The organism is Nonomuraea sp. NPDC005501, from assembly GCF_040605905.1.
GTDB lineage: Bacteria > Actinomycetota > Actinomycetes > Streptosporangiales > Streptosporangiaceae > Nonomuraea.
The window spans coordinates 62,571-75,066 of the sequence record NZ_JBEXDT010000033.1 but is presented as its reverse complement, the minus strand read 5'-3'; the positions used below and the strand labels follow the sequence as shown (position 1 = coordinate 75,066).

General features: G+C 72.1%; 10 protein-coding genes. 6 read left to right on the top strand and 4 right to left on the bottom strand.

What is annotated here, in order from left to right; all coding sequences use genetic code 11:
* The coding region (locus ABZS51_RS18345; RefSeq protein WP_355442067.1) for a glycoside hydrolase family 36 protein at nucleotides 1-1,210 on the top strand (1,210 nt) is incomplete at its 5' end.
* Here the strand turns inward: ABZS51_RS18345 and ABZS51_RS18340 are convergent.
* Both ABZS51_RS18340 and ABZS51_RS18335 read right to left on the bottom strand, forming a co-directional pair.
* The gene (locus ABZS51_RS18340) at nucleotides 1,164-3,035 is read right to left on the bottom strand and encodes a hypothetical protein (RefSeq protein ID WP_355442064.1); all 1,872 of its coding nucleotides are present in this window, start codon (nucleotides 3,033-3,035) and stop codon (nucleotides 1,164-1,166) included. The two genes, ABZS51_RS18345 and ABZS51_RS18340, sit on opposite strands and share 47 nt — an antisense overlap.
* A 100-nt stretch (nucleotides 3,036-3,135) precedes the next feature.
* Nucleotides 3,136-4,029: a LysR family transcriptional regulator gene (locus tag ABZS51_RS18335; protein ID WP_355442061.1), complete on the bottom strand. Its 894-nt coding sequence runs from the start codon at nucleotides 4,027-4,029 to the stop codon at nucleotides 3,136-3,138.
* 73 nt (nucleotides 4,030-4,102) lie between these two features.
* Here ABZS51_RS18335 and ABZS51_RS18330 point away from each other — a divergent pair, with 73 nt between their 5' ends.
* Nucleotides 4,103-4,507: a RidA family protein gene (locus ABZS51_RS18330; RefSeq protein WP_355442057.1), complete on the top strand. Its 405-nt coding sequence runs from the start codon at nucleotides 4,103-4,105 to the stop codon at nucleotides 4,505-4,507.
* 47 nt (nucleotides 4,508-4,554) lie between these two features.
* Here ABZS51_RS18330 and ABZS51_RS18325 read toward each other — a convergent pair whose 3' ends face one another.
* Nucleotides 4,555-5,826 (bottom strand): hypothetical protein, encoded by a 1,272-nt coding sequence (locus ABZS51_RS18325; protein ID WP_355442053.1) that lies wholly within the window; start codon nucleotides 5,824-5,826, stop codon nucleotides 4,555-4,557.
* Complete coding sequence (locus tag ABZS51_RS18320) at nucleotides 5,823-7,727, bottom strand: glycoside hydrolase family 97 catalytic domain-containing protein (protein WP_355442050.1); 1,905 nt, start codon at nucleotides 7,725-7,727, stop codon at nucleotides 5,823-5,825. The genes ABZS51_RS18325 and ABZS51_RS18320 overlap by 4 nt, the downstream gene beginning before the upstream one ends.
* Before the next feature lie 241 nt (nucleotides 7,728-7,968).
* Between ABZS51_RS18320 and ABZS51_RS18315 the strand changes: the two genes are divergently transcribed.
* Genes ABZS51_RS18315 through ABZS51_RS18300 form a run of 4 tightly spaced genes read left to right on the top strand, consistent with a single transcriptional unit; the run spans nucleotide 7,969 to nucleotide 12,494 of the window.
* A complete protein-coding gene (locus ABZS51_RS18315; RefSeq protein WP_355442047.1) occupies nucleotides 7,969-9,222 on the top strand; it encodes an alpha-L-fucosidase in 1,254 nt (417 codons plus the stop codon).
* Nucleotides 9,223-9,235: 13 nt separating this feature from the next.
* Nucleotides 9,236-10,666, top strand: a complete 1,431-nt coding sequence (locus ABZS51_RS18310; RefSeq protein ID WP_355442044.1) for a sugar ABC transporter substrate-binding protein — start codon at nucleotides 9,236-9,238, stop codon at nucleotides 10,664-10,666.
* The gene (locus ABZS51_RS18305; RefSeq protein WP_355442041.1) at nucleotides 10,663-11,583 is read left to right on the top strand and encodes a sugar ABC transporter permease; all 921 of its coding nucleotides are present in this window, start codon (nucleotides 10,663-10,665) and stop codon (nucleotides 11,581-11,583) included. Before ABZS51_RS18310 ends, ABZS51_RS18305 begins: the two co-directional genes overlap by 4 nt.
* Nucleotides 11,584-11,588: 5 nt before the next feature.
* Nucleotides 11,589-12,494 carry a carbohydrate ABC transporter permease gene (locus ABZS51_RS18300; protein ID WP_355442038.1) on the top strand — a complete coding sequence of 302 codons (906 nt, stop codon included), beginning with the start codon at nucleotides 11,589-11,591 and terminating at the stop codon, nucleotides 12,492-12,494.
* The last annotated feature ends 2 nt before the right edge of the window (nucleotides 12,495-12,496 follow it).

The window sequence follows — 12,496 nt, the reverse complement described above, 5'->3', positions numbered from 1 at the left end:
CGCCGTGCCCGTGCCCCGGGCGGCGCGCATGCCCGCCTACTCCACCTGGTACGCCATGCAGCAGCACGTGGACGCCGACGGCGTGGAGCGGCAGGCCGCCGCCTCCGCCGCGCTGGGCTGCGAGGCGGTCATCGTGGACGACGGCTGGCACAGCGACGACCGGGGCCGCGGCTACGGGTACGCCGGCGAGTGGGAGCCGTCGCCCGCCGCGTTCCCCGACTTCGCGGGGCACGTCGCCCGGGTGCGTGACTCCGGGCAGGCGTACCTGCTGTGGTACGCGCTGCCGTTCGTGGGGCGGCACACCGCGCTGTGGGAGCGGGTCCAGCCGTACACGCTGGCCTACAGGGAGCACATGGACGCGGGCGTCGTCGACCCGCGCCACCCGTACGTGCGCGAGCTGCTGGCCGGGCACCTGACCCGGGCGGTCGAGGAGTGGGGCGTCGACGGACTGAAGATCGACTTCATCGACCAGTTCGCCGTGGAGGACCCGCCCGAGCCGGCGCCGGGCGCCGACTGCGCGACGGTCAACGAAGGGGTGCGCAGCCTGCTGGCCATGCTGCCGCGCGACTGCCTCGTGGAGCTGCGCCAGCCGTACGTGAGCCCGGGGCTGTGGCCGTACGCGACGATGGTGCGCGCCTCCGACTGCCCGCTCAGCCCCGCCCACAACCGGCAGCGCACCGTGGACCTGCGGCTGATCGCGGGACCGCTGGCCGTCCACGCGGACATGATGATGTGGCACCCGTCGGAGTCGCCGGAGCGGATCGCGGCGCAGCTCGTCAACGCGCTGTTCGCCGTGCCGCAGATCTCCGTGGACCTCACGGCGCAGACGCCGGAGCAGCTCGACGTGCTGCGCTTCTGGCTCGGGTTCGTCAGGCGGCACGCGGACGTGCTGCAGGAGGGCACGTTCGAGCCGGCCCGGCCGGACCTGATGTATCCGCAGGTCACGGCGCGGGGCGACGGCGTGGTCGTCACCGCCCGCTACGCGCCGCTGCCGGTGCGGGTGCCGGAGACGGGCACGCTGCTGCTGGCCAACGCGGACGACTCGCCGGACGTGCTGCTCCGCGTGACGGACGCCGGGGGCACGGCGCGCGCCGTGGTGCGGGACTGCCGGGGGCGCGTGGTGAGCGAGCGGGCGGTGGAGTTGGCGGCCGGGGCGCACGAGCTCACGGTGCCCACGGGCGGGCTCCTGACGCTGACCCGCCCGGCCTGACGCCCTGCGGGCAGCCGGGGCCGGACCAGCTCGTCCAGCCCTGGCGCGCCCCGCCCAGGCCCGTGGCGGTCCAGCCCTGCGGAGGGGCGCCCGCGTCGGGAGGCACCACGGCCGTGCAGGCGCCGGCGGGCGGGTCCTGGCGGGCTCCGTCGTACGACTCCAGCCGGGTCCACCACACCCGGTACGTCAGGGGCACCCAGACGTTCCACCGCACCCTGCTGTCCACGGCCACCCTGCCGGGGGGCGGCGGCGCGGGCAGCCAGTCGGGGCCGGCGGGCGGGGCGGCCTTTGGGGCGAGACCGGCGGCGAAGGCGACGTTCACGGCGGCCGGCACGACCACGAGTGGCGCCATCCGCCACAGCCACAGCCACCGGCCCCGGCCCCGGCCCCGGCCCCGGCCACCGGCGGACAGTGCGGGCAGGCCGGCGGCCAGCACCAGGCAGGCCAGCAGGCCGAGGGCCGCCGCCGAGGCCCGCGCCATGTCGAGGGAGTCCCAGGTACGGCTGAGGAAGGAGACCTCCGGGAAGTCGAACGCGATGAACGCGTACCGCCTGAGACGGTCACCCGCGTACCAGGCCGCCACCGCCCCGCTCACGGCCATGAGCGCGGCGGCCGCGCCCGCGTACACCGCCACCGCCCGGACGGCCCGCGCCCCCGGCACGGAGCGGCGGAGGGCGGCGGCGCGGACCGCCCGCGCCAGGACGGCCAAGCCCACCAGCGTCCACACCACCGCGACGCACGCCAGGTACCGGCCGTAGGCGTAGTTGCCCACCCGGTGCTCGTCCGGCAGTGCCGCCGAGGACGCGTACGCCACTCCCAGGGTGGCCGCCAGCAGCGTGCCCGCCAGGACGCGGCGGGCGGGCGGACCGCCCCGCCGTAACAGGTGGAAGGCCGCCGCGGCCAGGCCGAGGCCCGCGAGGCCCCAGGTGCCGGCGATCAGGTACCAGAGCTGGCCGGCGGCCCCCGAGAGCGCCCACGCCTGGCCGTCGAGGGTGGTGAGACGCGACACCAGCAGGTGGGACAGGTCGCGGGCGCCCCCCGGGTACACCGCCGAGGCCAGCCTGCCGTTGAGCGCCGCCCCCGCCGCCGCGACCAGCCCGCCGGCGCCCCAGGCGACGAGCCCGGCCCGCGGCGCAAGCCGCCTGCCCCCTCCGTCGGACCGGCGGATCACCAGGAGCGCCGCCACCGTCACGACGTACACGGCCAGGATCACCGCGCCCCGCAGGTGCACCGCCGTCGCGAACCCCGCCGGCACGCCCGCCAGCACCCCGCTCCGGAGGGAGCCGGTGCGCGCCAGGTCGTGCGTGGCCAGCAGCCAGCCGAGCACGAGCGTCGGCAGCACCGCGTCCGCCAGCGCCAGCCCCGAGAACAGCAGCAGCGCCGGAGACAGCCCCGCCACGAACGCCAGCGCCACCGCCTCGGGCCGCCCGAGCGCCAGCCGCCGCAGCACCAGGTACGCCAGCGGGAACGCCGTGGCCGCCGCCACCGAGCCGATCCCGACCACCAGCCGGTAGACCGCGACGGGATCGGAGGTCACCCAGTACGCGGGCACGAGCAGCAGCGCGTAGCCGCCCTGGTAGAACGTCGAACCCGTGAAGTCCGCCCCGGGGCCGCCGGCGAGCCAGCGGGCCGCGACCAGGTAGCCCGTCTCGTCGGGGTTGGCGACGGGGCCGGTGTGGTAGCGGAACAGCCACAGCCGCAGCAGCACCTGCGCCGCCCAGCCGCCCGCCAGCGCCCACGCCGGCCACCTGCTCCGCCGCCTGGCCGCCGGCCCCCTGACGGGCGGCGGGACGCGTTCGGTACGGGCGACGGGCGTGGACAGCATGATCTCCCCCTGCTCGGAGCCCGGGGTTTCCCGAGCTCAGAGCAGGGAGTTCAGCAAAAGCCCGCTAACCGGACCGTCACCTCATCTGGTTATCCGGGCGTTATGTCTGGGTGCGCGCCGTGTGGAGGAAGCGGGCCAGCAGCGGGTTCGGGTCGTCGCGGCGGTGGCAGGCGGCGACCGTCGTACGCGCCCCACCCGGGCTGATCCCCCGGTACGTGACGCCCGCGAGCCGGATCCCACGGACGCTCGCCGGGGCGAGCGACACCCCGAGGCCCGCGCCCACGAGCGCGCAGACCGTCTGCCACTCCACCGCGCGCTGCCCGGCCCGCGGCTCGAAGCCCGCCGCACGGCACAGCCCGGCGATCCGGTCGTGGACCGTGGGCGCCGCCTCGCGCGGCGGCAGCACGAACGGCTCACCCGCCAGCGCCGCCACCGGCACGGCCCGCCGCGCGGCCAGGGGATGCCCGGACGGCAGCACCGCCACGAACCCCTCCGACAGGATCGGCTCGGCCACCAGGCCGTCGGCCTCGGGCGGCTCGCGCAGCAGACCCACGTCGAGCGAGCCGTCGCGCAGGGCCGCCACCTGCGGCGCCGTGGTCATCTCGCGGATCTCCACCTCCACGCCCGGATGCCCGTCGCGGTACGCCCGCAGGATGCGCGGCAGCACGGTGAGCGCGAGGGTGGCCGCGAAGCCGATCCGGAGGCGGCCCGTCTCCCCCCTGCCGGCGCGGCGGGCCGCGTCGAGGCCGCCGGCGATCTCGCCGAGGGCGCGCCGGGCGGACGGCAGCAGCTCGTGCCCGGCGGGCGTCAGCGTGACGCCGCCGGGCCCCCGGTCGAACAGCGCATGGCCGACCCTGCGCTCCAGCCGCCTGATCTGCTGGCTGAGCGGCGGCTGCGCGATGCCGAGCCGTTCGGCCGCCCGGCCGAAGTGCAGCTCCTCGGCGAGCACGGCGAAGGCGTGGAGCTGGTGCAGCGCGAGCTCGGGCCGGTCCATAGGCGCAGGGATATCACATCATGACAGGAGTCGTCTTGGACGTATCACCGCTGGTGGCCTACGGTTCTCAGACGTGACAGAGCGACGCGCGATCATGAGTGGGTCCGTCTTCGAGGAGCGCATCGGGTACGCCCGCGCGGTGGTGGACGGCGACCGGGTGCACGTGTCCGGCACCACCGGGTTCGACTACGCGGCCATGACCATCTCCGAGGACGTGGTGGAGCAGGCCCGGCAGTGCCTGCGCAACATCGAGGCGGCGCTGGCCGAGGCGGGCTGCACGTTCGCCGACGTCGTGCGGGTGCGTTACCTGCTGCCGGAGCGAGAGGACTTCGAGCCGTGCTGGCCGGTCCTGCGGGAGTGCTTCGGCGAGGTGCGGCCGGCCGCGACCATGCTCGTCTGCGGGCTGGCCGACCCGCGCATGCGCATCGAGATCGAGGTGGACGCCCGGCTGCCCGTACGGCTCGGGGAGACGGGCTAGGGTACGGCCCGCGCTGCGCAGACGTGGTGGCGCGGGCCGTAACCGTCCTACCTGATGACGATCTTGTCGAGCTCGGGGGCGCGGGCGGTGTGGTGGAAGAACCGGATGGTGTTCACCCCGGCCACCAGGGTCACCGGCACCGTCGTGGTGGTGACCGTGTCCTTGGCGCCGGTCATCGGCACCTCGAACGAGTCGGCCCCGTTGACGCTGACCCGGAACGACTGGGAGCCGTCCACCAGCGCGTGCACCGTCATCTGCCGGACCCCGGCCGTGTCGGCCAGCACCCCCTTGACCACGGCGTAGTCGTAGATGTTGCCGCCGATGAGCAGCACCTTGCGCCCGCCGGAGCAGACGGCGCAGTAGGCGGGCTCGGCCGCGCCCTCCCAGACGTTGCCGACCCGCTCGGCCTCGTACGCGCCGGGGCTCCGGTCGGGGGCCGGCAGGGCGACCGGTGGGGTCGCCGGGCCGAGCTGCCACGCCTTGAGGTCGCGCACCAGCAGGTACGTCTCCTGCAGCCCGGCGCTCTTGATGCTGCGGTAGATCCCCCACTTGGGCCGCCCATACTGCTCCCGGGTCCACCACAGGTCGATGCCGTCGGCCCGCTGGTCGGCGACCGTCCGCCGGCCGTCCTGGAGCACCCAGCGCAGGTAGCCCTGGTGGCCGGCCTTGAGCTCCAGCGTCGTGGTGATCCACCGGTTCTGCAGGGGCTCCAGGTCGGCCGAGGCGACCTCGTGGGCCTGGTCGTCCTGGGTCCAGTAGCGGGCCTGGATCTTCTGCACGCCGTTCACGACGGGCAGTGAGATCTGCGCCACCGGGGTGCCCACGTCGGAGAACTTGAGCTGCCAGATGTGGCTGAAGCTCGTGGTCGCGTCGAGGGTGTCCGGGATGTACATCTGGTAGGTGATCCGCCAGACCTCGTCCTCGCGGATCTCCAGCGGCCGGCCGTCGTGGTCGCGCATGCCGCGCACCTCGTTGCGCATGCGGTCGGAGCCGTCGCGGTCCGCCAGGTGCGCGTCGAAGCGCCAGGCGTCGCGCTGGACGGTGATGTGCGGCCGGCCTTCGGGATGGGAGCCCCGCCGGTCGTCCTCCAGTGCCTCGAACGCCTTGAGACCGTCCCGGGACGGGCTGGGGTTCCAGCGCTGCTCCCAGCGCTGGGGCCGGGCGCTCTCGGCCGAGGCCGAGGCTGAGGGAGAGACTGAGGCTGAGGGAGAGACTGAGGCTGAGGGAGAGGGGGCGGCCGCGGCCGCCGGGGTGGCCGTCGCGATCAGCGCGATCGCGGACAGAACCCCGGCCGGCCGCAGGCCGTGTCGCTTTGTCACTGGTTGATCACCTTGTCGAGGTCGGGCGCCTGACGGCGCAGGCGGACGGTGAATCCCCCGTTGCGGGCGACCGGCAGGTCGAGCTTGCCCCCGGCGGTGACGGTCACGGTCTCGGTGACGATCCGGTCGTCCGGCGGCTCCGGCCCCACGCCCTGGTCGCCGGGCGCGTCGCGCCAGATCTCGGCCGTCCACTCCTCCCGCCCCGCGGCGGACCGCTCCCCGAAGGTCCGGTCCCCGGCGGTCTGATCCCCGGCGGTCTGATCCCCGGCGGCCTGGCTCCCGGCGGTCCGGCTTCCGGCGGTCTCGTCCAGGAAGGCGAGCGGCACGGTGATCGTGCGTGGTTCGCCGGCGGTGCCCGCGCCGACGTACCACTCCTCTCCGCTGCGGCGGGCGAGCACCACGTGGTCGGCGGGGTCGCCGCTGACCAGCCGGGTCTCGTCCCAGGCGACGGGCACCTCCGACAGCAGGCGCAGCGCCTCGGGCCGCCGCCGGTAGGAGTCGATGCCGTCGGCGAAGTGCTGGATCCCCGACTCGAAGATCACCGACAGCGCGAGCTCGAACCCGGCGGAGATGTCGCGGACCGCGGTGAACGTGCAGGGCGTGAAGTCCATGGGACCCTGCACGTTGCGGGTGAAGGCGAGCGACAGGTAGTGGGTGGCCGGGTAGAGCGGCCGCTTGCCGGGCCTGGGCTTGATCCACTCGGCGCCCTTGACGGCCTCGGCGGTCATGAAGTGCGGCCAGGTGCGCTCGGTGCCGCGCGGGATCGTGCCCCCGTGGAAGACCACCATGAGCCGCAGCCGGGCGGTGGCGGCGAGGACGGAGTCGAACCAGCGCATCCGGTCCTGCCCGTCGGACTCGGTGAAGTCGATCTTCACGCCGACGGCGCCCCACTCCTTCCACAGGGCGAGCTTCTCCCGGTGCTCCAGCTCGGTGTCGACGTGCTGCCAGTGCGACCAGAGCCAGACGCCGACGCCTTTGTCCCGGGCGTACGCGATGAGCTCGGGCATCCAGTCCTTGTGCCAGCCGGCGTCGGCCAGCACGTACGGCCAGCCGTTCCCGGCGGCGAAGTCCACCCAGCGGCGCTGCTCCTCCGGGTCACGCGTGGAGGGCGGGTCGGACCACCACGACCAGGCCGCGGCGCCGGGCCTGATCCAGGAGGTGTCCTCGACCCGGGAGGGGGCGGCGAGGCTGGTGACGAGGTCGCTCTCGACGACGGCGGCGAGGTCGCCGACGACCATGGCGCGCCACGGGGTGACGAGCGGGCTGGCGGCGGTGACGTACGGGTCGGGCAGGTCGAGCCGGTAGGCGCGGCCGTCGAAGCGCAGCCGCGAGCCGGCGTAACCGCTGTCGAGGTCGGACTCGGTGAGCAGCAGCCACGTGCCGTCCACCTGGAACAGCGACGGGTAGCCGTAGAGGATCCGCTCGGCCTCCCCCGCGGTGGTGTGGCGGTGGATCTCCTCGTAGTCGCTGCGCCCGTTCTCGTAGGGCAGCAGCACGGCCCGCGCGTGCGCCGGCACGACGTACTCGGAGATCTCCTCGCACACGGTCACCGGCCCGCTCCACGGCACCGCGTACCGGTAGGCGACGCCTCCGCCGCCGATGCGCACCAGCAGATCCAGCCGCTCGCCCGCCCTGGTGAACGTCAGCGTCCACTCCTGGGCGACGTAGTGGTGGGCGCGCCGCTTGCCGGTCACCGTGATGTACGGCTCCTCGACCCGCCGCGCCGTCAGCCCGCCGAACAGCAGGCCCTCGCTGAGGTCGGCGTGGGCGGCCCGCAGGCCGAGCCGGGACGGCTCCACCACGACGCGGCCGGCGTGGCGGACCTCCAGCGTCAGCTCGCCGGCGGCGGACAGGGCCACCGCCACCTCGATGTCGTCGTCACTGAGCGTCCACTTCGGCACTAGGCCCTCCGCAAAGAGATAGGAGGAGTGAGCGACACTCGCCCTCGGCCCGCCAGGCCGGTCGTGACTCCCGAGCTTCGACCCACGGCGCTCCTCACAGTGGGCCTGAGCTTAGGTTGCAAGCGCTTTCAATTCAATTCTTGACGAAGTTAATTACCAGGTCTACGGTACGGCCATGCCCCACGGACTCGGCGAAGGTGACCCCTCGAACCCGGCAAGTCATCGGACCTCTCCCGCTCGGTTGGCCGAGTTCCGGGAGCAACGGTTCGGGTTGTTCATCCATTGGGGGCTGTACGCGCTCGCCGCCCGCCACGAGTGGGTCAAGCAGCGCGAGCGCCTCACGGACGAGCAGTACCAGCGCTACTTCGACCATTTCGACCCCGACCTGTTCGACCCGGACGCCTGGGCCGACGCCGCCGCCGGGGCGGGGATGAGGTACATGGTGCTGACGACCAAGCACCACGACGGCTTCTGCCTGTGGCCCTCGGCGCTGACGGACTACTCGGTGGCGGGCACGCCGTACGGCAGGGATCTCGTCGGCCCGATCGTCGACGCCTTCCGAGGCCGGGGGCTCGGGGTGGGTTTCTACCACTCGCTCATCGACTGGCACCACCCTCAGTTCCCGATCGACGGGATTCATCCTTCATGGTCCGACGATGTGTTCAATAGCGACCGAAATATCGAGGAATACCAGACCTATTTGCATGGCCAGGTCGAAGAGCTGCTGACCCGCTACGGCCGCATCGACACGATGTGGTTCGACTTCTCGTACGCCAGAAGAGTAGTGAACGGCAGACCCACCCCCGGCGGCAAGGGCGCGGCCGACTGGAGGTCCGAGGAGCTGGCCTCGCTCGTCCGCAAGCTCCAGCCCGACATCCTGATCAACGACCGGCTGGAGATCCCCGGCGACTTCACCACGCCGGAGCAGTACCAGCCGACCGCGCCGCCCGCGCAGGTGTGGGAGGCGTGCCAGACGCTCAACGGCAGCTGGGGCTACGACCGGGACAACCTCGACCACAAGCCCGTCGACCTGCTCGTGCGCATGCTCGTCGACACCGTCTCCAAGGACGGCAACCTGCTGCTGAACGTCGGCCCGAACGGGCGCGGCGCGTTCGACCCGCGCTCGCTGGAGACCCTGCGCGGCATCGGGGAGTGGACGCGGCTGCACGGCCGCTCCGTCTACGGCGCCGGCGCGAGCCCGTTCGAGGCGCCGCCGGACTGCCGGTACACCCAGCGCGGCGATCGGCTCTACGTGCACCTGTTCGCCTGGCCGTACCGGCACCTGCACCTGCCGGGGCTGGCCGGGCCGGACGGCCCCCGCGTGCGCTACGCGCAGTTGCTCCACGACGCCTCGGAGATCCGGACCCTGATCCCGGACCCGGCGCGGGACAGCGGGCACACCCGGCTGGGCGCGCTGCCGCCCGGCACCCTGACCCTGCAGCTCCCGGTCCAGCGCCCGGACGTGGCGGTGCCGGTGATCGAGCTCTTCCTGTGAAAGGCCCACCCCCATGGAGATGAACCGTCGCCAGATGCTGGCCCTCGCGGTGGCGGCAGCGGCCGTGCCCGTGCTCTCCGCCTGCGCGGGCGACACGCGGCAGCAACGGCAGGCCGCCGCGCCGACGAAGTCGGGTGTGCCCACGCTGGACCCGGACCGCCCCGGCAACGACACCTGGCCGTACGAGGAGGCCGAGCAGCTTGACAACTCGCTGACCTGGCCGAGGACGGGCGTCCCCGACCCGGCGTCCAAGGTGACCATCACGGTCGCCATCACCGCGGACGTCATCGCCGAGGTGCGCAACGCCCAGTTCGACTTCTTCTTCAAGAAACGGCACCCGAACATCGAGATCAAGCGTGAGACCTCGCCGTTCGACGCCTACCTCACCAAGTACATGGCGCAGGCCGCCGGCGGCTCCATGCCGGACGTCATCTACACGCACTACAGCTGGGCGCAGAACTTCATCGCCAACGACGTCTTCGAGCCGCTCGACCCCTACATCGCCAGGACACCCGCGTTCGACAAGGACGACCTGCCGGTCAAGGCGCTCGGCTTCTACGAGCGCGACGGCAAGCTGTACGGCCTGCCCACCGACATGGCCCCCAAGCTGCTCTACTTCAACAAGGACGTCTTCGACAAGGCCGGTGAGAAGTACCCGGACGAGTCGTGGACGGTCGAGAAGATGATGGAGGTGGCCCGCAGGCTCACCAGCGGCACCGGCGCCGAGAAGATCTACGGCCTGACCCCGATGCTGTTACCCGAGCCGGACATCACGCCGCGCTGCCTGGCCCAGTACGGCGGGCGCTTCCTCAACGAGGACGAGTCGGCCTGCCTGATCGCCGAGCCGGCCGCCCAGAAGGTCCTGGGCATGTGGCTGGACCTGCTCAGGGACAAGGCCGTGCCCAGCCTGGCCGAGCTGAACCAGGTGCTGGAGAAGGTCGAGCCGTTCAAGGTGGGCCACGCCGCGATGTCCATCAACGGCGCCTGGAGCCTGACCGAGCTGGCCAAGCAGAAGGCGTTCCGGTGGGGCGCGGTGCCCATCCCGAAGGGCCCCGAGGGCCGCTTCACCCCGGTCATCGGCAGCGCCCTCGCGATGTACGCCAAGTCGCCGCAGAAGGACGCCGCCTGGATCTACCTCAACGAGTACCTGTCGGCCGCCGGCCAGCAGTTCCGCCGCATCAGCGCCCCCGCCCGCCAGTCGGCCTGGGAGCCGAACGCCGAGGCGCTCGGCATCCCCAAGGACGTCGTCGAGGTCGTCAAGAACGCCATGAAGGAGTACGGCACCAGCGACGGCGTGCTCAAGCTGCCCGCCAACAAGAAGGTCGTCGAGACGGCCAAGCCCATCTGGGAGCGCGTCATGATCGGCAAGACGGACCTGGCGAGCGGACTCAAGGAGATCACCGAGAAGGTCACCCCGCTGCTCGCGGAGAACAAGATCGCATGAGTGCCATCGCCGCCCGGCACTCGCGGCGCGCCCGCTCCTCCCTGGCGCGCCGCGAGGCACGGCGCTTCCACCTGTTCGTCTCGCCCTGGCTGATCGGCTTCGTGTTCTTCGGCGGCGGGCCGATCCTGGCCTCGATCGCGATCAGCTTCACCGACTGGAACCTGCTGAGCAGCCCCACCTGGGCGGGCCTGGCCAACTACGAGAAGATGGCCGCCGACCCGGAGTTCTGGGACGCCGTCGGCAACACCTTCTACTACGGCGTGGGGGCCGTGTCGCTCGGCGTGCTGTTCACCTTCGGGCTGGCGCTGCTGCTCAACCAGCCGTTGCGGTTCCAGGGCCTGTTCCGGACCGTGATGTACCTGCCGTCGGTGGTGTCGGGCGTGGCCACGGCCCTGCTGTGGCTGAACATCCTGCACCCCGACTACGGGCTGATCAACAAACTGCTCGCCCTGGTCGGCGTCGAGGGCCCGCCGTGGCTCGGCTCCACCGAGTGGGCGATGCCCGCGCTGATCCTCATGAGCGTCTGGGGGGCGGGCAACACCATCGTCATCTACCTGGCCGGCCTCCAGGGCATCCCGGCCACGCTGTACGAGGCCGCCGAGATCGACGGCGCCGGCTGGTGGCGGAGGTTCTGGAGCGTCACCGTGCCGATGATGTCGCCGGTCATCTTCTTCAACGTCGTCACGGGCTTCATCGCCAGCATCCAGGCGTACACGCTGATCCTCATCATGACCGAGGGCGGCCCCGCCAACGCGACCATGGTGCTCGGCCTCTACATCTACCGGCAGGCGTTCGTGTTCTTCGACATGGGCTACGCCGCCGCGCTGTCGTGGGCGATGTTCCTCATCGTCATCGTCGTCACCCTCGTCCAGTTCGGGCTGGCCAGGCGCTGGGTCCACTACGAGTTCGCCGGGTGAGGCCCATGCACTCCACCATCGAGCACCCCACGACCCGGCGCCGCGCCGCCGGACGGCCCATGACCGCCCGGCAGGCGGAGCGGATCAGGCGCAGCCGGCGCGCGGGCGCGTACGTGCTGCTCGTCGCCGCCACCGGCGTGTTCCTGCTGCCGTTCCTGTGGATGGTCACGACGTCCCTGAAGTCGGACGCGGAGAACCTGGCCTTCCCGCCGCAGTTCCTGCCCGACGCCTTCAACTGGGACAACTACCTCAAGGGCTGGACCGGCACCCTGCCCTTCACCCGGTTCCTCGTCAACAGCGTGATCGTCACGGCCCTGTCGATGGCCGGCAACCTGATCTCCTGCGTCCTGCCCGCCTACGCCTTCGCCCGGATGCGGGCGCGGCTGGGGTCGTTCCTGTTCGCGCTCATGCTCGGCACGATGATGATCCCGCGGGAGATCACGCTCGTGCCGAAGTACATCCTGTTCGCCAAGCTGGGCTGGGTGGACACGTACCTGCCGCTGATCGTGCCCGAGTTCTTCGGCGTGGCCCTGTACATCTTCCTGCTGCGGCAGTTCTTCACCACGATCCCGCAGGAGCTCATCGACGCGGCGCGCATCGACGGCGCGGGCGAGTGGCGCATCCTGTGGAAGGTCATGCTGCCGCTGTCGAAGCCGGCGCTGGCCGCCATCATGCTGTTCTCGTTCGTCGGGAACTGGAACCAGTACCTTGAGTCGGTGATCTACCTGCGGACCACCGAGAAGTTCACCATCCCGCTGGGACTGGCGATGTTCTCGGGGCAGTACGCCACGCAGTACAACCAGATGATGGCGGTGGCGATCGTCGCGATGCTGCCCATCGTCGTCCTGTTCTTCGTCGCGCAGAAGACGTTCATCAGGGGCGTCACGCTGACCGGCATCGCGGGAAGGTGAGT